Origin of the sequence: Rufibacter ruber (genome assembly GCF_001647275.1) — a bacterium.
Classification (GTDB): Bacteria; Bacteroidota; Bacteroidia; order Cytophagales; family Hymenobacteraceae; genus Nibribacter; species Nibribacter ruber_C.
The window spans coordinates 26257-48397 of sequence record NZ_LRMM01000021.1 but is presented as its reverse complement, the minus strand read 5'-3'; the positions used below and the strand labels follow the sequence as shown (position 1 = coordinate 48397).

Below are 22141 nucleotides of genomic sequence, written 5' to 3'. Positions count from 1 at the left end.
AAACTCTTAATATTTTATCAATTCAATTGAAGTTAATTTAATTAAGAAATGTATATTACTCTAGCAGACCTATTATTAACACCAATATACCTTATTATCATTTATGTGATAGCTTTTAGATTTAAAGCTTCTATAAAAACTAAAAATATCAGAAGATACTTTATTCCTGCACTTACAGTTAAGATTATTGGTTCTATAGCTTTTGGATTAATCTTTCAATTTTACTACGGAGGAGGAGACACTTCAGAATATTTTTATCATGCAAAAGTAGTTATGAGCGCATTTGAGAATTCATTTTCAGACGGTATTCGTTTATTCTTTGGAGATGGTAATCGTATCCTAGATTTATTACCATACATAAAGAAAATGAATTGGTACAGATCATCCACAGAATATTTTGTAGTGAGAGCAGCTACAGTGTTTGGGTTCCTTTGCTTTGGCAACTATACGGTTATTTCTTTACTTTTTGCTGTGTCTAGCTTTACGGGTATATGGGCCATGTACAAGACCTTTATAAAGATTCATCCGTCTTTATACAAGGAATTTGCCATAGCGATATTTTTTATTCCTTCTGTTTTCTTTTGGGGCTCAGGCTTAATGAAAGATACTCTCACCATTGGTGCGTTAGGATGGCTTTTTTATGGCTTTTACGGAGCATTAGTTGAAAAAAGAAATATTTTAAGAAACATCATTATCTCCTTTTTTGCCGCTTATGTCATATATTCTGTAAAAGTATACATTTTATTATCTTTTTTACCACCAGCCGCCCTCTGGGTATTCATTGAGAATAATAACCGAATAAAAAATAAATCTCTCCGTCTTATATTAAAACCTATTTTTATAGTCTTTGGTTTTGGTATTGCTTTGATTGGTGCAACAACCTTAACAGAAGGTAACGCGAATTATGATTTAGATAATATTGGAGAAAGAACTAGAATAAACAGTTTGTACTTATCAGAGCAGCAAGCTTCTGGGTCAGCATACCATATTGGTACCTTTGACGGTTCTATAGGCAGTATGATTGCCGTTGCCCCCCAGGCTATTATTGTTTCTTTATACAGGCCTTTTATTTGGGAGGTAAGAAGCCCTATTATGGCCTTGAGTGCATTAGAGGCGATGATGTTTATATATCTGACTTTTGTCATCATTAGAAAGATTGGCCTCTTTAAAATGATTAAGATTATAAGCACCAAGCCTATACTTACCTTTTGTATGGTATTCTCACTTGTATTTGCTTTTGGTGTAGGAACCAACAGCGGTAACTTTGGCACCTTAGTGAGGTATAAAATACCGCTTATGCCTTTTTACCTATCTGCCCTCTACATTATGCAGGCTTATTTGAAGAGACCTAAGAAATTAAGGCGGTTTGCGGTAACGGCGTAATTCTGTTCTATTTTAAGCCGTGCCTGCTGCCCCAAGGTATAGCGAAGATGGGAATCCAGAATAACTTTCTCCAGAGCAGAATACCACTGTTCAGGAGTATCGCAGATAAATCCATTTATTCCTTCATCTACTACCTCAACGTTCATACCTACAGGTGACACAATAGCAGGTATACCTAACGCCATATATTGCAAAGCCTTAAACGCACATTTTCCCTTAGCCCATGGGTCATCAACCAATGGCATAACACCAACATTGAATTTAAGAAGGTCAGAGATCTCGGTTTCTTTACGCCAAGGGAGGAAGTGTACTGATCTAGATTTTAAATCCGGTTCCTGATTAGAGATGATCAGGAAGGTGAAGGTATATTTCTGTTCAAGCTGCTCTATAACGGGTATCAAAGGAAGCAAGTATTTCATGGTAGAGTGAGTACCCGTCCACCCGATGACAACATCAGATGTATTCTGCTCCTTTATTTTGTTGTGGTGCCCTAAGGTGTTGATAGTGGTAGGATTGACGAACGCGGCTGGGTTAAACTGTTGTGCGTATGCCTGCAAAAAGGAGTTGCCACAACTTACTTTATAAGCCCAACGACAAATATTCCCTGCTTTTTGATGCCACTTTATACCTGCTACTATCTTATTATTTTCAGAGGTATTAGGTATCCAGATGGCATCATCAAAATCGTAGATAATCTTTTTACCAAATACCTTTGCTACCGCCCATTCAAACAATGGTGGTCCTACAGGTGTTGCCTCTCTGTGAACAAATACGTAATCGTATTTTGAAACTGAAAACAGCAGAAAAAACCGCTTTAAAAACCCCTTTATTGTTCCGAGAGCTTTCTTTACCGTATGTCCTGGCTTATAAAGGATATCCCATGTAGCTGAATCCATGAAAGAAGATATAGTAAAAGTATATCCTGCCTCAGTTAAAATATAAAAATATTGCTCAAACCTGAATCGCTGTGAAGGAGCTTTTCCTTCAGGATATGGAACCACAAAAAGAATAGTTGGCATAACTTACTTCTCCACCACCTTTAATTATTTATTCTAGAACAACAAACCCAAGGAGCTACACATCCTAGGAAGATTTCTCCTATTACCGGTAGTATCCAAACCTTCACCTAATTATTCTGCAGCACTAATGAGTAGCGAAAGTATGTCTGCCCAGTAAAGTTTTGCTTACTTCAAACTACCAGAGGCGGCACTTTACCGTTGCTCTTTTAAAGATGTATAAATGTTATAATAGAAATCGACCCCATTGTTGATGTCATAATATTCGACGGCATAATTACGCAAAGTATCTTTGGAAGCAGCCTCCTGCATAATAAACTGTAATGCCTCCTTGATAGAACCATCTGAATTTAACTGCTTTATTAAAGCTCCGGAATGGGGAAACCGGTTGATGATATAGTCTACATCACCAATACCGGCCGGAGATAAAACTGGAATTCCGCTTGACCAGTACTCGCCTAATTTAGTAGGGCTGCGGCCAATTACAGAATAAGTCATTTCGTATAAGATAAGCCCTAAATCAGCGCTCATCAAGTATTTGTGTACATCTTTATACTCTGCAGAGGTAATCTTAACTTTATGTTTAGCTGTTAAATTAAATGTATTTATCTCCTCTTTCACGTTGCCCTGTACTGTTTTAGCCAAAAGCAAAAGTTGTGCACCAGGTTCAATACTCTGCAGAACCTTGTAAATCCGGAGGATATCTCCCACATTATAGGCACCTCCCAAGGACCCACTATAGATCAAAACAAAGGCATCTTCTGGAATTCCTAGTTGGGCTCTTATCTCGTTTCTAATTCCCTGTGAAAAAGGCTGAAACGTTTCAAAATCTACACATGTAGGAATGACACCAACAGTGCTCTCTGTAGACCAATGGTGCCTTACAATCTCTTCTTTACCTACATGTGTAAGGGAAACCACTGTATCTGCAGTTCTGAAAAATTTTTGCTCCTGATTTTTGAGATATTTATATAATGGCCGGTAGAGAGCTCCGCTTCTAGCCCCACTCTCAAACTTTTCATCTGTCCACCACCCACGCATATCAAAGATAAACTTAACCCCATACCTATCCTTCAATTTGCAGCCTAATGAAGCAACCAGCTGGGCTCTGCAGTGTACAATGTCAAAATTCTTTATCTTGTGCAGCTCCTCTACTTTTTTCCAACCTTTCTGTAAAAGAAAATAAGTAGATAAGAAGGAATATTTATTCGAATATTCTAACGGGTGCCAAGTAATAGAGGTACCTGCTATCTCTTTTTCAATTCTAGTTTTCCGTTGCTGATAAACATCTGGTTTCTCGAAACTCACTATATCGTACTCAACGTTCTTAGCGCTAATTCGCTTTAGATAGGCTATTACCTGTGACTGCCCTAGTGGGTCTGTCATGCCGTCTAAAGATAAGTACAGAACCTTTATTCTATCAGAATTACTCATTCTCTATTTCTTATGACTTCTATACCACTCTACAAACTTCTTCAAACCAGCCTCAATAGGAGTTTGAGGATTATAATTTATTAATTTGGTGGCCTTGTCTATACTGGCATATGTGATGTCGACGTCACCGGGCTGCATAGGCAAGTATTCAATTTGCGGCTCCTTGTCCATGATGGTGTAGATATGATTAATCAAATCCAACAGCTTGACGGGCGTGCTGTTTCCTAAGTTCACCACCTCAAATACATTTATATTTCTGGAGACAAATTCAATTGAACTGATAATGCCAGAAACAGTGTCCTCTACAAACGTATAATCCCTTGCAGTACTTCCATCACCATAAACCGTTAAAGGAATATTATTGTCAATCATCTTCACAAATTTATGGATTGCCAAATCTGGACGTTGACGAGGACCATAAACAGTAAAGAAGCGAAGATTGATGATATCCATTTTATATAAGCTGTGATATACGTGATTCAATAATTCACATGCTTTCTTGGTGAAGGCGTAAGGAGAAATTGGATTATCTACCAAATCAGTTTCTTCAAAAGGTACTTTCTTGTTGTTACCATACACAGAAGACGAAGATGCAAAGACCAGCTTTTTAATATTCCGTTTCTGCATCCATTCTAAGATATTATTTGTGGCTGTGATGTTGGCTTTGATATAACCATTTGGATCATCAATAGAAGGCCTTACTCCAGCTTTCCCAGCCAAATGCACTACAATGTCTATTGGTTCAGTAATGGTTTCTATGTTACCAGCTTCTCCTAAATCAAATTCGTAAAAAGAAAAGCCAGGATGCCTTAATAGACCTTGAAGGTTCTGCTGTTTTATATCCCTTGAATAAAATGGATCAAAGTTATCTACCCCTATTACCACATTTTTTAAATCTAGCAGTCTTTCAACCAGATTTGAACCAATAAACCCGGCTGCACCGGTAACCAATATCTTAGCCATTTAAACCTTTTTGAAAATTTGCCCTAAATTACGAAATTTAATGCCCCTAAAGCGAACTTAGGTGCAGAAATGCTTTAACTGCCGGTATATAGTCACGGTTCTTTAAGTAAGAAAGAACCATTATACGAGTGATCTTATATTTTAAGTACAGCAAATCTTGCGGATTCACTGACGCAAATTCGTTTTTAATAATATTGTACAAGTTTATATAACCTTTTTCTAAGCCTTTCAGGTTCTTCATAGCAGATGCATGCCCTGTCCTGTACAATAGAATCACTTCCTCTGTGAACGAATAATTCCCCTGGTCAGCTATGTCTAAAAAAAATAGCCTGTCTTCTCCGTGGGTAAGGCCTTTTCTGAATTGGTACAAGTAGCCTTCTTGCCGTTTAATCATCCACGTGTTGCCTAAAAAGCATTCTCCGCTAATTCTAACAAGTTTTGGGAAAGGATTCCCTCTGAATACGGGAAGGTAATCTCGCTTTACGTTTTTTAGGTCTACATTCATAACAAATACTCTACCGTCAACAAAACTGAGAGAACTGTCATGATGAAAAACCTCTAACCTACTTGCTAGGCTCTTCTCCGGGAAGATATCATCTGCATCTAAAAAGCAGAAATAATCTCCTTGCATAAGAGACAAACCTTTGTTTCGGGCGGCTGAAACCCCCGCGTTCTCTTGGCGCACGTATTTTATTCTATCGTCTTTAAACTTTAGCACCTCCTCCTCTGTATCATCTAGGCTACCGTCGTTGATTATAATGAGTTCCCAATTAGAATATGTTTGTTTCAGAACTGATTGAATAGATTCACGCACATATTTACCTGCATTGTAAGCTGGCATAATAATAGAAACCAAAGCAGAGAAAATAGCCATACTATAACTAAAGGAGCAAAAAAAGACAGATTTATGCAGGGAACAATTATATATTGAACGCCATTTTATTGGTAATTCTATTATGGCTGGTTTAAGCTGTTACCGTAGTTTATAAACTTTCTCCTTGAACTTTTTTATTTGTTCAAAACAGTATTCAGCAAACGTATATCGTGTGCTAAAGACATTCCATGTCTCTACCAGCCTCATCATTTCAAAATAAGCCAAGTCGCCTTCTTTTGCATTCCCTTTTATATATTTAAGAAAAGTGAAAGGTCTTTTGGCTATTTTTAATCCTACAACGCCCACATATTTCCAGTAAGTAACTCTAAATTCACGTTTAGTTATAGAACCTTTTCTCAAAAACTGGTCATAAATAAAAATCGGAATCCCAGAACTCGCACTTCCCTTCCCTAGTCTCAAAAAGTAGGGCCAGTTAATACGGTCAGCAGGCATGTAATGTTTAAACTTTAAGGATTCATCATAATAAAGCTGATAATTAGCTAATCTAAACGCTTTGCCTAACTCAATATCTTCTCCCCCAGTAAGTTTATCACCGAAGCGACCGCTATTCAGGAAGCTGAATCCACAATTATCCAACACCTGTAAGCCCGACCTTCTAACTACCATGCACGCCCCATATAAATTTTGGTTGACACCTCTTAATAGTCCAGATTTCGCCGCTTGCTTTCCAACAGCAAACACCAGCGATTTATTTGAAAACCATTCAGGGATTAAAATATCTGCGGCAGCCTCTGATTGCCCTCCTAAAATACCGATAGCAGGATTCTGCTCCATGCAATTGAATGCTCTTTGTAGAAAGTCTTCTTGCAGCCAGTTGTCATCATCACAAAACAAAATATATTCATAACTTGCAGTAGCTATTCCTTTATCACGGGCAGCACTTAATCCGGGAATATCCTGGTCTACTATAGTGAACGTGACATCTGAATTTAGGTCATGCCATGCCTTAACAGCTACGTCTCTAGTATTATCCTTTGAAGCATTATTTACAACTACAATCTCCCAAGAAAGTGTGTTTGCCTTTTGGGCAGCAAGGTGTGCAAGGGTATGCGAAATTTTTGTAGCACTGTTATAGCAACAAATAACAACACTAATTCCTTTTTTGAACTCCATCAATTCTTTAAAAGTGCCTGAATCTGTTTCTGATCTTCAGGATTCAATGTATGTTTAAATAAATTTGTATGTATTTGAGTGAGAGATACTGGCAAGAATATCCTCAAAAACCTGTAAGCTGCTGAAAGAGTAAAAGGTACATTCATTTTCTTAAACGCTATTAATGCATTGAGATAAGGGTAGATAATTCCTTCACAAAACTTTTTCTCTCTTATAGACTTGATAAAAGCTTGCACCACTAATCTCTTGCCTAGTAATGCAGCCTTTTCTGCATTTACAAAGTACAGCCTGGCAAATAGATTTTCTATCTTTCCGCTTAATAAACCTTGCTTTTTTAGTAAATGATACGTGGCATCAAAGGTTCCTAACCTAGATAGAAAGCGAGGCTCTGCAGTGTCCGCACTACTAATTCTACCTTCTGATTCATCCCTTCTAAGAAAACAGTCTGGCAAAAAGTTAGGCGTGGCATATTTGAGACCCAAAGCCAAGGCTTTTATATGAAACTCCCAATCTTGCCACGTTAAGGCGTTTTCATCCCACCCTCCAATTGAGCGCAATGCTTCAGATCTCCAAATAGGACAAGATGTTTGCCAAGGAGCATCAAAACTTAGAAAACGCTCCAAATCTGCTTCGGTTGTCTGAATATTCCAAAAGACAAAAGAATCTCCTGGCTTCTGCTTAAATAGCAACATTGGAAACACAGCAAAATCAAGTTTAGGATTATTGATCATATAAGTTACCCTCTGCTCTAAACAATAAGGGGCTAAAATATCATCCGAATCAAGAAAGATAACATAGGTACCCTTTGACTCTGATAAGCCTATATTTCGACAAGTAGGAGCTCCTTTAGGTAGTCTATTTCTTTTAAAATAATGTATTCGATTATCCAGTCTAATAGATGAATTAATAATAGATTCTGCACCATCTGTTGAGCCATCATCTATAAGAATTAACTCCCAAAATTGATATATTTGCTTCTGAACTGAAGTAATTGTTTCTTTGATTGTTTCACGCCTATTGTAAACAGGTACAATAATAGACACGCATGGTGAAGCAGAGATCATTTTTATTGAAATTTTGACTTAAAACCACTATTCGACTTGCCAACCTTTCTGCATGACAGCCTATAAATAAAATAAGGAAATGAAAACAACAGCATAAAGTCAAAAATTGAGAAACCGACCACGTTACGAAATAATAGCATATTTGTAAAAGTAATATTGATATTATTTTCCATAGCCCATCATGGAGACAAATAAATATAGATCCCATAAGTAGGGTTACTTCACTTATAACCTTAAAGCATATTTATAAAACTAATTGGCCTTATAGATAAACATTAAATTCATTATCCACTTAATTCCTCATTAAAAAACGCTTTGCTATTGGCTGCACCTTCTTTTCAAGAAAAACACTTGCGAGAATAACAAAAATCATATATAAACATAGGCGTACAACAAAGGATATGAGTGTACCACTGAAATATTCTGTTTGCCGGAAAATGATCAGAATTGGAAAATGAATGATATAGATCCCATATGAGATACTACCCAGCCAAATCCCAGCATTAACTACGGTTTTTCCCATATTTTCTAAAAGGATTTTACCTTTTAGAAAATAAAGGATCAAACTAATAATGTAACAAATAAAAGGAAATAGAAATCTCACTGACAAGACTCCATACTGCGAATTTCTCATTACTACAAGAATATTTAATACAGGCAACAGCAACAGCAGTAAAGTTAAGTGGTTAAGGTATTTAAACTTAATATTAGCAAATGAAGCTATAAAGAGTAGGCAATATGGGAGATATGTTAAATCAATAACTTCATTGATTGATTTAAATAAATATAATCCCTCAAATTTGATTCTATGCCCAAATATAACATCCATTGCTTTGCCCGTAACCAAAGTGATAGTATTGAAATAGACTATACTAAGCATTAGAAAGACCATACTTATAAGTCTGAGACAATTAATCTTAGATGACGACCGAGGCAAGCCTTTTGCTAAAGCCAAACCAGATGTCCAAAAAGCTAGTCCAAGAGCGTAAGATGTCAATGCAGGCATATGCAGCAGTGGCTCGATAAAATAATTTCCGACTCCTACAACTACCGAAATTATAGCGACGACCAGTGGAGGTATTCTATAATATGAGATAGGTATAAATAATAAATAGTATATTACTTCGTACTGTAAAGACCAAATAGGTGTAATTTCATTAATTATTGGAGTAAAGAAGATTTGGCCAAATGTTAGGTTAGATACTATTGTTTCAAAACTGTATGAGGATTGAGCAATGATTAATGTGAATGCTATGCAAAGTACATAGATAGGGTAAAGGCGAACTAGCCTTTTCTTCACATAAAGAAGAATTTCTTGCCAAGAACTAAGCCTTTTACTACTGAGGCCAATAACATAGCCTGATAAAACAAAGAATATGAGTACTCCGAGGTGTCCAGGAAGTCGTATTGCGTCTACACCGATGGGAAAATAGTTCGGATCAAGGTAAAATTCGTAGTTTTCAACGTGATGAAGTGCGACCGCTAGGGCAACAAATCCTCTCATTGCCTCTAAATTAAAGGAAAACTCTTTATTACTATCGGACTGTGACACTATATGATCTTGAGTTAAACTTAAAGTTTTAGTCATCAATCAAAGTTATTATGCAAATCACAAAGATAAAAAATCTTAATTAGAGAATTGAACAAATGTTTATGAGTACTATTGCTACTCATTAAGATATGTTAGACACAAAAGCAACTATAATTTAATATAATCATAAATCAACACCCCTTAGCTCAGAATCAATCCTTTTTACAAGTTCACTAGAATCATCATCAAACTTACGCGCAAAAAAAGGAGAAGATTTTCCATAAACACCTTCTAAGATTCTATTTAATTTAAAAAATTCCACATGCTTTTCAGTAATAATTGCTGGGGCTGGTTTAGTACTCCAGTCAGTATAGGTAAGATTAGCCTTTGTTTGGGCAAAGAATTTTGAGTTACCAATGATAGTCTGAAAGAAAGATTCATCTGGTACTAAGCTGTTTTTAAAAAATGCTTCATAAGAAGGATTCTCAGCAACTTCTTTTAAAATAAATTCAACGCAAGAACGGCTCAACGCAAACCACTGTGATCCCACAAAGATTTGAAAAGGAATCTTCTTCTTTAATTTAAGCTTTTGTAGTGCTTTCTCTGCCAGAATAAAAACTTTGGTTTTGAATGATGTGCTCCTTCTGTCAAACCCGTCGAAATAATAATACTCAAAGCGTGAAAGAGGTTTATTAGGTTGAGATCCTTTCAAAATATTAATAAACTCGCCTCCTTCTTGCAATAATGAGAAAAGTTCTGCCCTGGGTCGAATAGGATAGTCTACCCCACTCAACAATAAAAAATAATCATTAGCGGTATCTTCAACAGCTTTTTTAAGTAATTTAATGGTAGCCCTTACAGTTGAATAACCGTACCAATAAACTGCCTCTCTGTCTTCTAAGAGGTAGACATTTGACTCAAATTGCTCTCTAGGAAGCGTAGACTTTTTATCAATATGAACGTAAAATTTACTTTCAGCTCCTTGAAGAGAGGAAATAAGTTTTCTTAAATGATTATAATTATTATGCGCTAGTATTAAAAAAGCAACATTCATATAGGTGATTATCTAAAACATCAAATGACGGGACAAAGAACACAAAGACAAGTACTTATGCAAGCAGTAAATTCGCATATATTCTTATCAATTCTGCGTTTAAGTTTTCTATATTAAACTTTTGTTCCACATATTCTCTTGCTCGCTGTTCCATTAAGAAATGGTTTCCTGACTGATTAAAAACTTTCAACAAGGCTTCAGCAAGCCCTTCAGGATCTCGCTCTTGCACCAAATAGCCTGTCACCCCATCTTGTACAAGCTCTGGCAGTCCGCTATGGTATGTGCTTACAACCGGCACTCCTACTGCCATTGCTTCTTTTAGCACGTTAGGTATGCCTTCTTGGTCTTGATTACTAGCTGTTACATGCGGAGCTAAGAAAACATCTGAGGCTAATAAGGAAGCTACTACATCTTGCTGACCCATAGCCCCTGAAAAAATTACATGCTCCTCTATATTAAGTTCTGCGGCTAACTGTTTTAAATCCTCTAACAAAGGCCCATCGCCAATGATCTGATAACAAAAAGAGAGTTGAGGAGATATCGCTTTGAGATGCTTTACAGCATATAATCCGTAGTAAATGCCTTTTTTTTCTACAAGTCTGCCAACGGTCAAAATCTTAAATTCCCCGCTTTTACTCTTCGCACTTGGGTGAAATTCAAACTTTTTAACATCAATTCCACTATGATGAACTAGAATTTTGGAGGCTGGACAGCCTAATCTTACTAATAATGTTTTGAAATATTCACAAACCGGCAGGAATAGGTCTGCCTTTGTAAATAATTCTTTGTATACCCCTTCGCCATTTTCATAGACAAACTTAGTGATGTCATACCCTCTCATTGATACTATCACTTTTGCATCAGTTGCTCCTAGCTCTTTTAAAAAAACCCCTTTGTATCCTAAATTTCCAAATTGACAATGTAGTAAATCAAAAGACTTACCTAACTCAATAAAAGGAAATACTTCTTTAAAAATTCCTAATCTTAGAACTTGGGGCCCATACTTAAATATATTTATTGTTTTAAAGAGAAATCTATTACTTATCTTTTTAGAGAAGAATGATTTAACAAACTTTTTAAGGTAATAGACTGCATTAAATTGAGGATGATTTAGATATACCGTTTTTTCTAACAAACCATAATTAATCACATCTGGATGAATTACCTTGTCTTTTTGAGAACTTAAGGCAAATATGGTTACAGTACAACCTCTGTCTAATAGACCGGTAATTTGGTTTAATACAAAGGTTTCTGAAGTGCTTGGGAACACATTAACAAGAAAGGCTATGTTCATGGCAGGTGTTTATGGCGATCAGCAATTTCAACTATACCATTTTACTGATCAGGTCAGCATAAATGTGTTCCTTTATGATTTCCCCATTCTTCAATTCATATATTTTATTGCAGTCTTTCAAAGTAGTGATACGGTGGGCAATAATGAACATGGTAATATCAGTAGAAGAAAGGTTATAAATTGCCTCTGTCACTTCACGCTCCGTTTCATTATCAAGGGCACTAGTTGCCTCATCTAAAACCAAGATTTCAGAGTTCTTATACAAAGCCCTAGCAATGCCAATACGTTGTCTTTGCCCTCCAGACAATCTAGACCCTTTTTCTCCAAGTTTAGTCTCAATCCCTTCAGGCAAGCTTTTCACAAATTCTCCAAGAGAAGCCAATTCTACCGCTTGCTGTATTCTTTTTAAATCTGGGGCTTTATCTCCGAGTGTGATATTATCTTTCAATGAGCTATTCATGACAAAAATATCTTGCTTTACGTACCCAATTAAGTCACGCCACGCATTAATATTGTTGTATTGTAGTTTATGGCCATCTACTACTATTTCTCCTTCTTGCTCAATATAGAAGCGCAACAACACGTTCATCAAAGTAGTCTTGCCAGACCCTGATGTACCTATCAGCCCTATTTTGTCACCTTTGTTCACTTGTAGTGATATATTCTTAAGGGCAGGACTTTCAGCTTTAGGAAAATAAAAGGTGATATTTTTAAATTCAATAGTTGAAGCAAAGTGCAAAGTGCCTAGTTGATTTTTAATTTTTGCATGATTCTCTTTCGCTTCCTCTGAGAAAAGGTTGAGAATGTCTATAGTATACTGGCTATTTCTCATTGACATCAATGCCGACAATATTTTATTGATGGAAGGCATCAATCTATAAGCGGCTGCCGCAAATAATCCTATCAGAGTAATCAATTGAGCAGGATCATTGCTAAAGAAGAGAGAAAAAAGGAATATTGTTACCACACCCAATACTGCAATGGTTTCAATTGCCTTTGCTGGAATTAAATTATAGAGATAGAAATCAGCTTTCAATTTTTGCGTCTGTGCTTGGTTCTGGATGTATTTGTTTTGAAAAAATGCCTGTTTATTGGCTAATTTCAACTCTACATACCCCATAAAAGAATCATTCAAGACACTATAGTCTACAATTCTCATCTGCTCTAACTGATAGCCTATTACTGAGGATCTATTTTTAAGGTACCTGAAGATAAGATAAGTAGATGGTCCCAGTACAATTGCCAAGATGACAAACAGACTAGGCTGGTAGACAGCTATTCCTATTACAATAATGGCCACCATAGTTGTTTCTGAAATAAAAACAATCAAAGGCTGCAGAATACCTGTTACAAAAGCGTTAGGCGCTTGGTTTACATGGCTCATGATTTTAGAAGAGCCCACATGGTTGAATTCCCAAAAGGGTAAACTGTAGTATTTAGTAAATTGCTTGTCATTTAGCTTTAATCCCACAGATGCTGTAAATTTTGCTTGCTTGTAATAAATCCAAAGTGAGAATAGATTTTTAACAAGAAAGAATACAAAAACAGCAGATATGAGAAAAACTAAAAAATTTTTCTCATTGGTAAAGCCTAATGACTCATAGAAATAATTGAAATATTTGTTTGTATGAATAAACCCTGGTTTAGAAGCAGCTAAAATTACGGGGATTAGTGACGCTAAACCAAATACATCAAGGATAGACGAAATAAATATCAAACAAAGAACTAAGATTCCTCTCCTCTTACTTTGCTCGTCTAAATGCTCCCTTAAGCTTTTAAAGCTAGATACTATGACATTCTCACCCATTGTACTCAATTCCTTTGGTATTGATATAAACAACGTCTATATCATCTTCCTTAAATAAAAAAATAACAGCCTATAGTTTAGCAGCTTATACGGATTAGCTTTAATAGCCAGAATGCAGTTGTTGATGGAGTTGGTTAATAGATTACTATAGAAGTTCTTAATGGCCGCCTCCCTAAACATTAATGAAGCATCTTGTAAATAAGGTTTCTCTAATTCAGCCACATACGCTTGCAATTCTTTCATATTCCCTCCCTCCATTAGAGCATCTTTGCCTGACTTTCGTCTCTGCTCAGCCAAGAATCTTACAATTTTATCACTAAAGAGCTTTCTTCTGTCATTAATATTTCTTGACAAAGAATTAGGAGTAGTTCTTACTTTATAAAGGGGTTCCGCAATGTTTTTAGACTTAAACTTTTCTACTATCAAAATAGCCCAATCATAATGCTCATTCGCTATCCCATTAAAGTAGTCGCGGTAAGGTCCTACAGTTGCCAAGGCTTCTCTAATCACCATCATAGAAGCACCACAAAATTGGAATCTCTTATATTGACCTTCTAAAATGTTAGCGTGCTCTGTCTCAATTTCTTTAAATCTGACTACTTCTCTAGTTTTATAATCAAAATATTCTGCAAATGTGCCACAAATACCTAACTCCTTATCCAACTGAAACGCGTTAACCTGCTTCTCTATTCTAGTAAGATCAGAATAGTCATCAGCGTCTTGGAACGTGATGTAATCACCCTGGCATAGGGCGAATAGTTTATTACATGTTTTGAGATAGCCAAGATTGACGTCATTATGATACGCCTTTACCCTAGGATCTGTGTACCGATCAATAATCTTTTTGGTAGAATCTTTGGAACAGTCATCAGCAATCAAGACTTCTATTGCCTTATATGTTTGGTTAAGAATACTGTCAATTGCCTCTTCTATAAACTCCTCCGCATTATATGCCGGGATAATTACAGATACAAGTTTCTGCATACTACTGCAATTATTACTAAGTTTATATTTGTTCGTTGTTCAGAAGGTGTATGTGCTAAAATTCTACATTGAATTTTAGCACATACACTCGTTTTACTTTAAAAGCTCTTGTGCTCTAAATCAGAGATATCAATATGCTCTTTAAAATATTCTAACGTTCTCTTTAGCCCCTCGGCTCTGTCTACTTTAGGTTCCCACCCAAGAATTTCCTTTGCCTTTGAGATATCAGGCCTACGCTTTTGAGGATCATTCTCTGGCAGGGGTTGATAACCGAGTTTTAGTTCACCCCCCGTTAACTTACAAATTTCTTCTGCGAATTCTTTGATAGTCACCTCAGAGGGGTTGCCAATATTTACTGGCAGCGCATAGTCACTCAGCAGCAACCGGTAGATACCCTCTATCAAATCATCTACATAGCAGAAAGACCTAGTTTGGGATCCGTCTCCAAAAATTGAGAGTTCCTCTCCCCTAAGAGCTTGACTCATGAAGGCTGGTAGCACGCGGCCATCATTCAATCGCATTCTAGGGCCATACGTATTGAAAATGCGCACAATTCTGGTTTCTAACCCGTGGTGCATGTGATACGCCATGGTAATGGCTTCCTGAAAACGCTTTGCCTCATCATAGCAGCCTCTAGGGCCTACAGGGTTGACATTTCCCCAGTATTCTTCAACCTGAGGGTGCACCTTTGGGTCTCCGTACACCTCAGAAGTAGATGCAATCAACATCCTGGCATTTTTTACTTTGGCTAATCCTAACAAGTTATGGGTTCCCAAAGAGCCAACCTTCAAAGTTTGAATAGGGATTTTTAAATAATCAATGGGTGAGGCTGGCGAAGCAAAATGTAAAATATAATCTAAATGACCCGGCACATGCACGTATTTAGATACATCATGATTATAAAACTCAAATTGCTCCAGCTTAAAGAGATGTTCGATGTTTTTTAGATCTCCAGTGATTAGGTTATCCATGGCAATAACATGATACCCTTCTTTGATAAACCTATCACATAAATGGGAGCCTAAGAAACCAGCACCACCTGTAACAAGAACACGTTTTCTTACTTCAGACATGTTTTAGTTCGTCATTTCTGTTACAGGTTGTACCTCTTGCACCCCAATTCCATAATAGGCAAAGCCAAGGTTTTGCATTTCTTTGGCTTCATAAATATTACGCCCATCAATAATCACTTTGTTTTTCAGCAATTTGCTAATTACTTGGAAATTAGGAGAACGGAACTCTGGCCACTCAGTTACTATTAGCAAAGCATCAGCGTCAATCAAAGCCTCATACTCATCTTTAGCGTAGGTTACTCTGTCGTTTTCGCCAATCATATGTTGGGCTTCTTTCATAGCAACCGGATCATAAGCTTTTACACTAGCTCCTTCCGCTAAAAGCTTTTCTATAATTACCAAAGAAGGCGCTTCACGCATATCGTCTGTCTTCGGCTTGAAGGAAAGCCCCCACAATGCAAAGGTTTTACCTGCCAGCTCATTACCGAAATGCTTGATAACTTTATTAAAAAGTACCTCCTTCTGGTTCTCATTCACAGACTCTACTGCCTGTAAAATCTGCATAGTATACCCATTTTCAGAGGCTGTTTTGATTAATGCTTTTACATCCTTAGGGAAACAAGACCCTCCATAACCAATACCAGGGTAAATAAATTTATTACCAATACGAGTATCAGAGCCGATACCACGCCGCACCATGTTGACATCTGCTCCCATGATCTCACATAAGTTGGCAATGTCATTCATAAAGCTGATCTTAGTAGCTAACATAGAGTTAGCCGCATATTTAGTCATCTCAGCAGAAGGCACATCCATGAAAATAATAGGGTGTCCATTTAATAGGAAAGGCTTGTAAAGCTTTTGCATCACCTCTTCTGCCTGCTCAGACTCCACGCCAATCACAATACGGTCCGGCTTTAAGAAGTCGTCAATGGCAGCTCCCTCTTTTAAGAACTCAGGGTTAGAGGCTACATCAAACTTCAAAGCTGATTGACGTTTTTCCAATTCTTCTGTTACTGCCTGTTTTACTTTCTTAGCAGTACCTACTGGTACGGTACTCTTAGTCACTACCACCAAGTAATCATTCATGTGCTGACCAATTTCCCGAGCAACACCAAGCACATACTTTAAATCAGCACTACCGTCTTCCCCTGGAGGAGTACCTACCGCAATAAACGCAGCATCACAACCCTTAATAGCTGTAGCTAAGTCTGTTGAAAAATGAAGGCGCTCCTTTGCAACATTACGCAACACCATCTCTTCAAGACCAGGTTCATAAATTGGCAAGACACCTTGTTTCAGGTCCTCTATTTTCTTGACATTTACATCAATACATGTCACGTCAATACCTACTTCAGCAAAGCAAGTGCCAGTTACCAGGCCTACATATCCTGTTCCTACTACAGCAATTTTCATGGGTAATAATTATTTATATCAGATGATAATAGTTACAAAACTATTTAAAAATGGTCTACTTACACCATCCATTTCTTATACCAGTGCTGGAACACCACCAGCGCCCAGATACGGGCATGAATGTCACCCGGATTATTAGAGAAAAGCTGCGCCTTTAAACGCTGGATCTCCTTCAAATCAAAGATCCCCTGCTCCTCCACAAAGGCATCTGACAACAGATCTTCTACAATCATAGGCTTCAGCTCATTCTGGAACCATTTGAGCAGCGGCACCTCAAAGCCATGCTTGGGGCGTTTATAAAGCTCGGCCGGCAGCATGTCCCTGAAGGCATCCTGCACAATCTTCTTCTTCATACCGCCATCTATCTTAGAGGACTCAGGAAGAGAGAAGGCAAAGTTCACTACTTTATAATCCAGGAACGGCGTGCGCACCTCCAGGCTGTTCGCCATTGACATCAAGTCTACTTTGGTGAGCATGTCATTGGGCAGTACCAATTGCATGTCTGTGTACAGCACCTCATTGATGTCACCCTTTTTAGAAAGATGGCTCAGGATCTTCTCGCGGCGTTTCTTGTAGGTGTTTTTGGAAAGAATACGCTTAGACTTCCCGCTGAGTAACGACTTGGCATCCTCTTCTGTGGCAAACGAGGCCCAGCGCCAGTAGCGGTCTTTGGCTGAAAGGTTCATGCCTTCTCCAAAGCGCTGGAACTGCCGGATGCGGTTTCCTAAGGCAGAGTTACGCGATTTGGGAAGCATTTCCCACACAGGGAGTAAGGCTGCAACTGCTTCTGCGGCAAATCCCCCTTTGCGCACCTTGTACTCCGCCATGTGCTTGTTATAGCCGGCAAAAAGCTCATCGGCGCCGTCTCCAGACAAGGCTACGGTTACTTTCTGACGGGTGTAATGGCTCAGAATGTTCACGGCCAAGGCCGAAGAGTCGGCAAAAGGCTCATCTATATAGTCAAGCGCCCGGAACAGGTGCTCATACAAATCATTATTTGTCAGCGAAAAGACGGTATGGTTCGTCTTGTACCTGTCAGCCACCAATTTGGCGTACTTGGTTTCATCAAAGAAAGGTTCGTCTTTGTAGCCAATAGAGAAGGTGTTCAGCTGCTGGGTATGGCGCGAAGCCAGGGCCACAATCACAGAAGAATCAATTCCCCCGCTCAGGAAAGCGCCCAGCGGCACATCAGCAATCATACGGCGCTGCACGGCTCCGTCCATCAGGTCTACCAGCTTTTTCTGCTGGGCCTCATAAGACAGGCTATTTTCTCTTACTTTCTTCTCATCATAGGGGATCTTATACCACCGGTTGTTCTCTACCTTTCCATTCTTAGTGATCATCAGGTAGTGCCCCGGCATGAGCTTCTTCACCCCTTTAAAAATAGAGGCAGGCCCAGGAATGTAGTTCAGCTGCAGGTATTCATACAGGGAGGCATAATCCAGCTTGCGCGGAATCCCAAACGCCATCAATGACTTCATCTCTGAGGCAAACACCAGCTTATCCTCGTCCTGAAACATTAGAAGAGGCTTTACCCCGTAACGGTCACGCGCTACAAACAGAGACTCGTTTTCTTTGTCATAAATGGCGAAGGCAAAGAACCCGTTTAGCTTCTTCAGGAAAGAGGGACCTTCTTCTATGTAGAACTTCAGCAACACCTCGGTGTCAGACTGCGAGAAGAACGTATACCCTTTGTCTACCAGCTGCTTCTTCAGCTCCTGGTAGTTAAAGATCTCCCCGTTGAAGATGATAGTATACCGTTCCTGCTCATCCACCATAGGTTGGCAGGCGACATCGCTTACATCAATGATAGACAATCTACGGTGTCCTAAGCCGACAGAGCCATGGGTAAAATGCCCCCCGGAGTCTGGCCCGCGCAGCTGTAATGCCTCTGTAGAGTCTGGCAAACGTTGAATGACCTCACGGCCTATATCAGTAAAAGCGTAGATTCCTGAAATTCCGCACATAGTTGACGCAAAGGTACGACATATACTCGATAAGGTTTAAAGATATTGTTAAAACTATATTAATTCAGCTCTGGACCTGCCAAAATCTCAGCCCATGGTCTAAAAATATAGCTTTATTAGTCAACCCCTTACCTTCATACCATAAGCAGCCTAGACAATATTTGTCAGGAAAAGATTCCATTTCAGATAAAACCTGCCTAAGGGCTGCCCTTAGGCTTGCCCGTCACCGCACCATCAATACCTCCCCAATGTGCGTGGTGTACCTGGGCGAGCACAGCTGATTTAGCATCTGCCACTCCCGTTGCTGCTGGTTAGTCCCGGCAGAGGCTACTTTCACCACATCATTGCCCCAAAACGTGTTGATGGAATCCAGTGCCTGCATCAGTCCTCTATGTTCAAGTACCGTAGATTCCTGAAACAGGTGAATCTGCACGTGCTGGTTAGGCCTAAGGTCTGAGAGAATCACCCCCGCTTTCCCAAATTTAATCCCTTCCTTGAAAATACCCCGCATACCGGCCGCGGCGGCCTTGACTAGCTCTAACGTACTGTCTGTGGCGCTGGGCAGTTCTATGGTGCTGCTTTTAAAATAGGGCTCTGCCAGGCTGTACCGCTGGGTATGGGCAAAAACAGTGATAGCACCTGCCACAGACCCTTGCTGCCGCAGTTTCTCAGCGGCCTTAGAAGCGTACAGGGTTACCGCTTGCTCCAAATAGTCAGAACAGGTAACCACTTTCCCAAAGGAGCGGGTGAAAGCAATGTTTTTCTTTTCCTGGGGCAACACTGTTTGCAGGCAAGCATGGCCACGCAGTTCTTTCAGCAGACGCACCCCTACCACGCCGCCCAGGTATTGACTCACCCACTCTACTGAGCGCTTAGTGAGCTTCCATGCAGTTTCTACACCCGCGCCCTCTAAGGTCACGGCTTTCTTGCGGCCTATGCCCCAGATCTCTTTGACCGGGATATTCCTCAGCGCCTGTTCTCGGGCCTCCTCGGTATCAATCACCCACACGCCCTGGCTGTCTTTGTGTCTTTTGGCCAGATGGTTCGCCGCTTTAGCCAGGGTCTTGGTAGGCCCAATGCCAACACAGACCGGCACCCCCTGGCATTGCTTAATGCGCTGCCTTATTTGCTCGGCATACGCAGCCAAGTCATAATGCTTTTCAAATCCCTTCAGGTTCAGGAATGCTTCATCTATAGAGTACACTTCCAGCTCAGGCGTAAAGGTAGAAAGCTCCATCATCACCCGCCTGGACATGTCTCCGTAGAGCGCGTAATTTGACGAAAACACCTGCACCCCTTGCTCTTTAAACCACTCCCGCTGCTTAAAATAGGGCTCCCCCATCTTCACCCCTAAATCTTTCGCCTCCTGTGACCGGGAAATAACGCAGCCATCATTGTTAGAAAGTACTACAATGGGCTTCCCGCGCAGGCTTGGGTTAAAGACACGCTCACAAGATGCGTAAAAGTTGTTGCAGTCTACCAGTGCGTACATATCAAAGTTTTTTAGATACCAGAAAATAGAGGGAAAGTGCGTTTTTGGCCTGTTTTCAGCAAAACAGCAAAAACGCACTTTTACTTAACTTGCCCAGATGCCTTTGAACGGCTCGCCTGCGCACCGCTCTTTCCCGTTCTCTTTGCCTCTGGCAGGCACCGGTGCACCACCCAAGAGACTACCCCCCAAATAGAGTACTCGGTCCCTGCTACCAACTCTATCGCCACCTTACCCTCTCCTTCTGTCTCCAGTGTTTTCTTGCCGGCAGTTTCACAGTAGCGGCGCACCACAAACTCATCATTCAGCGTGGCCAGCACAAGGCATTGGTTCTGCAGGGGCAGCGACCGGTCAATCACCAGCAAATCGTCTGGGTGTATGTCTTTTAACATGCCCCCGCCCTTTACCCGCGCCAGAAAGCAGGACGAGGCCCTGATATTGAGATATTCATTCAGGTTAATGGAAACAGACGCATAGTTCGCCGCCGGCGAAGGAAACCCGGTAGGCTGGAGTTTCTTAACCAGTGCGGCTCCTGCCGCTGCATCATCTTGTTCTGGCGCGTAGAATTCGTCAATAGACATAGCAACGTTGACAAAGGGTAATAATCGTTTTCAGGTCAATTTTACTAATAATTTTAGCATATAGTTTAACATATACCACTATAAATTTATCCACAGCCGTTTTTACACTGATTAAACCTTGCTTAAAACTAATTTAATTAGTAAAATCTATCATCTAGGTTTGGCAAAAGTACAGGAGGCATGTATGCTTCTCCTCCCGCCCGCCATGCGCGGCAGCCCTACTTCAGGCTACAAGGCAGCCGTGCATGGCAGGGCTAAAGACTGGCTGGCACATTAGGCCGCGTTCGTGATTTTTCTTAACTTTCCCGTCCTTTCCGGCGGAAGGGGAATAGTAGATCACTCTGTTTTCAGCGTATTGAGCACCATGTCAGACAGCCATTTTTCCACGTCAGATATTCTGGGGATGGAACTAGCCTACCGGGCCAACTTTGTCACCTCGCTTTCGGGCTTCAAGAGCCTGTGCCTGGTGGGTACCGTAGACGGCAAAGGCACCACCAACCTGAGCGTGTACACGCAGGTGTTCCATGTAGGGGCCAACCCGCCGCTCATTGGCATGATTGTGCGGCCAGACAGCGTGGTGCGCGACACCCTCAACAACATCATCAAGACCGGGCACTACACGCTCAACCACGTAAAGCCAAGTTTCTACCAGGCCGCCCACCACACCAGCGCCCACCACAGCCAGTCAGAGTTTGACCTCTGCGGCTTCACCCCGCAGTTTTCAGAGAACCATCCCGCCCCGTACGTGCGGGAGGCCAACATCAAGGTAGGCCTTAAGCTGGTGCAGCGCACGTACATCAAGCTCAACGGCACCATTCTGGTCATTGGCGAAGTGGTAGAGGCCCTGGTTCCCCAAGACTGCCTGCAGCAAGACGGCTATGTAGACCTGGAGAAAGCCGAAACCATGACCGCCTCGGGCCTCAACAGCTACCACGTCACCCAACGCCTGGGCCGTTTGCCCGCCCCGCAGCCAGATGCGCCCCTACAGGCGGCAGAGGCGCCGGTGCCAGAATAGAACACCGTTGCGTTTTTGGCCTGTTTTGGCGAAACAGGCAAAAACAGACGTACCTGCCGTTCGTTTACCAACACATACCCGCCTTTCGGCCGAATGGGTTGAAGATGCCACACAGTGCTTTC

At 40.2% G+C, this 22141-nt stretch carries 18 protein-coding genes; 2 read left to right on the top strand and 16 right to left on the bottom strand.

The window, feature by feature from the left end; genetic code table 11:
- The first annotated feature begins 105 nt into the window (after nt 1-105).
- Complete coding sequence (locus tag A8O25_RS10185; protein WP_161947734.1) at nt 106-1383, top strand: hypothetical protein; 1278 nt, start codon at nt 106-108, stop codon at nt 1381-1383.
- Here the strand turns inward: A8O25_RS10185 and A8O25_RS10180 are convergent.
- The 16 genes from A8O25_RS10180 to A8O25_RS10105 form a co-directional block, all read right to left on the bottom strand.
- The gene (locus A8O25_RS10180; RefSeq protein ID WP_066834359.1) at nt 1335-2402 is read right to left on the bottom strand and encodes a glycosyltransferase; all 1068 of its coding nucleotides are present in this window, start codon (nt 2400-2402) and stop codon (nt 1335-1337) included. The two genes, A8O25_RS10185 and A8O25_RS10180, sit on opposite strands and share 49 nt — an antisense overlap.
- Nucleotides 2403-2594: 192 nt before the next feature.
- Complete coding sequence (locus A8O25_RS10175) at nt 2595-3833, bottom strand: glycosyltransferase (protein WP_066834357.1); 1239 nt, start codon at nt 3831-3833, stop codon at nt 2595-2597.
- A gap of 3 nt (nt 3834-3836) precedes the next feature.
- Nucleotides 3837-4796, bottom strand: a complete 960-nt coding sequence (locus tag A8O25_RS10170; RefSeq protein ID WP_066834355.1) for an NAD-dependent epimerase/dehydratase family protein — start codon at nt 4794-4796, stop codon at nt 3837-3839.
- Between the two features lie 46 nt (nt 4797-4842).
- Nucleotides 4843-5670, bottom strand: a complete 828-nt coding sequence (locus A8O25_RS10165; RefSeq protein ID WP_066834353.1) for a glycosyltransferase family A protein — start codon at nt 5668-5670, stop codon at nt 4843-4845.
- Nucleotides 5671-5769: 99 nt separating this feature from the next.
- Entirely contained in the window at nt 5770-6804 is a 1035-nt protein-coding gene (locus A8O25_RS10160; RefSeq protein WP_066834351.1) for a glycosyltransferase family 2 protein, read from the bottom strand.
- Nucleotides 6804-7847: a glycosyltransferase family 2 protein gene (locus A8O25_RS10155; RefSeq protein WP_074987967.1), complete on the bottom strand. Its 1044-nt coding sequence runs from the start codon at nt 7845-7847 to the stop codon at nt 6804-6806. The genes A8O25_RS10160 and A8O25_RS10155 overlap by 1 nt, the downstream gene beginning before the upstream one ends.
- Nucleotides 7848-8160: 313 nt before the next feature.
- Nucleotides 8161-9456 carry an acyltransferase family protein gene (locus tag A8O25_RS10150; protein WP_082893564.1) on the bottom strand — a complete coding sequence of 432 codons (1296 nt, stop codon included), beginning with the start codon at nt 9454-9456 and terminating at the stop codon, nt 8161-8163.
- Between the two features lie 127 nt (nt 9457-9583).
- Entirely contained in the window at nt 9584-10453 is an 870-nt protein-coding gene (locus tag A8O25_RS10145) for a beta-1,6-N-acetylglucosaminyltransferase (protein WP_066834343.1), read from the bottom strand.
- 55 nt (nt 10454-10508) lie between these two features.
- A complete protein-coding gene (locus A8O25_RS10140) occupies nt 10509-11747 on the bottom strand; it encodes a glycosyltransferase (RefSeq protein ID WP_066834341.1) in 1239 nt (412 codons plus the stop codon).
- A gap of 31 nt (nt 11748-11778) precedes the next feature.
- A complete protein-coding gene (locus tag A8O25_RS10135; RefSeq protein ID WP_066834339.1) occupies nt 11779-13554 on the bottom strand; it encodes an ABC transporter ATP-binding protein in 1776 nt (591 codons plus the stop codon).
- A 36-nt stretch (nt 13555-13590) separates the two neighbouring features.
- Complete coding sequence (locus tag A8O25_RS10130) at nt 13591-14538, bottom strand: glycosyltransferase family 2 protein (protein ID WP_066834337.1); 948 nt, start codon at nt 14536-14538, stop codon at nt 13591-13593.
- 98 nt (nt 14539-14636) lie between these two features.
- Nucleotides 14637-15611 carry a UDP-glucuronic acid decarboxylase family protein gene (locus A8O25_RS10125; protein ID WP_066834335.1) on the bottom strand — a complete coding sequence of 325 codons (975 nt, stop codon included), beginning with the start codon at nt 15609-15611 and terminating at the stop codon, nt 14637-14639.
- A 3-nt stretch (nt 15612-15614) separates the two neighbouring features.
- On the bottom strand, nt 15615-16967 hold the full coding sequence (locus A8O25_RS10120) for a UDP-glucose dehydrogenase family protein (protein WP_066834333.1): 1353 nt from the start codon (nt 16965-16967) through the stop codon (nt 15615-15617).
- Nucleotides 16968-17026: 59 nt separating this feature from the next.
- Nucleotides 17027-18934 (bottom strand): asparagine synthase (glutamine-hydrolyzing), encoded by a 1908-nt coding sequence (gene asnB / locus A8O25_RS10115; protein ID WP_066834331.1) that lies wholly within the window; start codon nt 18932-18934, stop codon nt 17027-17029.
- 223 nt (nt 18935-19157) lie between these two features.
- Nucleotides 19158-20426, bottom strand: coding sequence for a Y-family DNA polymerase (locus A8O25_RS10110; protein ID WP_066834329.1), 1269 nt, complete (start codon nt 20424-20426; stop codon nt 19158-19160).
- An 80-nt stretch (nt 20427-20506) separates the two neighbouring features.
- Nucleotides 20507-21004: a LexA family protein gene (locus A8O25_RS10105; RefSeq protein WP_066834328.1), complete on the bottom strand. Its 498-nt coding sequence runs from the start codon at nt 21002-21004 to the stop codon at nt 20507-20509.
- Nucleotides 21005-21368: 364 nt separating this feature from the next.
- On the opposite strand from A8O25_RS10105, the gene A8O25_RS10100 reads away from it, so the two are divergent.
- The gene (locus A8O25_RS10100) at nt 21369-22019 is read left to right on the top strand and encodes a flavin reductase family protein (RefSeq protein WP_066834326.1); all 651 of its coding nucleotides are present in this window, start codon (nt 21369-21371) and stop codon (nt 22017-22019) included.
- Nucleotides 22020-22141: the final 122 nt, after the last annotated feature.

What these genes read in the sequence shown, in the direction of transcription:
- A8O25_RS10180 (WP_066834359.1), bottom strand. Translation starts at nt 2,402, where the DNA reads ATGCCAACTATTCTTTTTGTGGTTCCATATCCTGAAGGAAAAGCTCCT.
- A8O25_RS10175 (WP_066834357.1), bottom strand. Translation starts at nt 3,833, where the DNA reads ATGAGTAATTCTGATAGAATAAAGGTTCTGTACTTATCTTTAGACGGC.
- A8O25_RS10170 (WP_066834355.1), bottom strand. Translation starts at nt 4,796, where the DNA reads ATGGCTAAGATATTGGTTACCGGTGCAGCCGGGTTTATTGGTTCAAAT.
- A8O25_RS10165 (WP_066834353.1), bottom strand. Translation starts at nt 5,670, where the DNA reads ATGGCTATTTTCTCTGCTTTGGTTTCTATTATTATGCCAGCTTACAAT.
- A8O25_RS10160 (WP_066834351.1), bottom strand. Translation starts at nt 6,804, where the DNA reads ATGGAGTTCAAAAAAGGAATTAGTGTTGTTATTTGTTGCTATAACAGT.
- A8O25_RS10150 (WP_082893564.1), bottom strand. Translation starts at nt 9,456, where the DNA reads ATGACTAAAACTTTAAGTTTAACTCAAGATCATATAGTGTCACAGTCC.
- A8O25_RS10145 (WP_066834343.1), bottom strand. Translation starts at nt 10,453, where the DNA reads ATGAATGTTGCTTTTTTAATACTAGCGCATAATAATTATAATCATTTA.
- A8O25_RS10140 (WP_066834341.1), bottom strand. Translation starts at nt 11,747, where the DNA reads ATGAACATAGCCTTTCTTGTTAATGTGTTCCCAAGCACTTCAGAAACC.
- A8O25_RS10135 (WP_066834339.1), bottom strand. Translation starts at nt 13,554, where the DNA reads ATGGGTGAGAATGTCATAGTATCTAGCTTTAAAAGCTTAAGGGAGCAT.
- A8O25_RS10130 (WP_066834337.1), bottom strand. Translation starts at nt 14,538, where the DNA reads ATGCAGAAACTTGTATCTGTAATTATCCCGGCATATAATGCGGAGGAG.
- A8O25_RS10125 (WP_066834335.1), bottom strand. Translation starts at nt 15,611, where the DNA reads ATGTCTGAAGTAAGAAAACGTGTTCTTGTTACAGGTGGTGCTGGTTTC.
- A8O25_RS10120 (WP_066834333.1), bottom strand. Translation starts at nt 16,967, where the DNA reads ATGAAAATTGCTGTAGTAGGAACAGGATATGTAGGCCTGGTAACTGGC.
- asnB (WP_066834331.1), bottom strand. Translation starts at nt 18,934, where the DNA reads ATGTGCGGAATTTCAGGAATCTACGCTTTTACTGATATAGGCCGTGAG.
- A8O25_RS10110 (WP_066834329.1), bottom strand. Translation starts at nt 20,426, where the DNA reads ATGTACGCACTGGTAGACTGCAACAACTTTTACGCATCTTGTGAGCGT.
- A8O25_RS10105 (WP_066834328.1), bottom strand. Translation starts at nt 21,004, where the DNA reads ATGTCTATTGACGAATTCTACGCGCCAGAACAAGATGATGCAGCGGCA.
- A8O25_RS10100 (WP_066834326.1), top strand. Translation starts at nt 21,369, where the DNA reads ATGTCAGACAGCCATTTTTCCACGTCAGATATTCTGGGGATGGAACTA.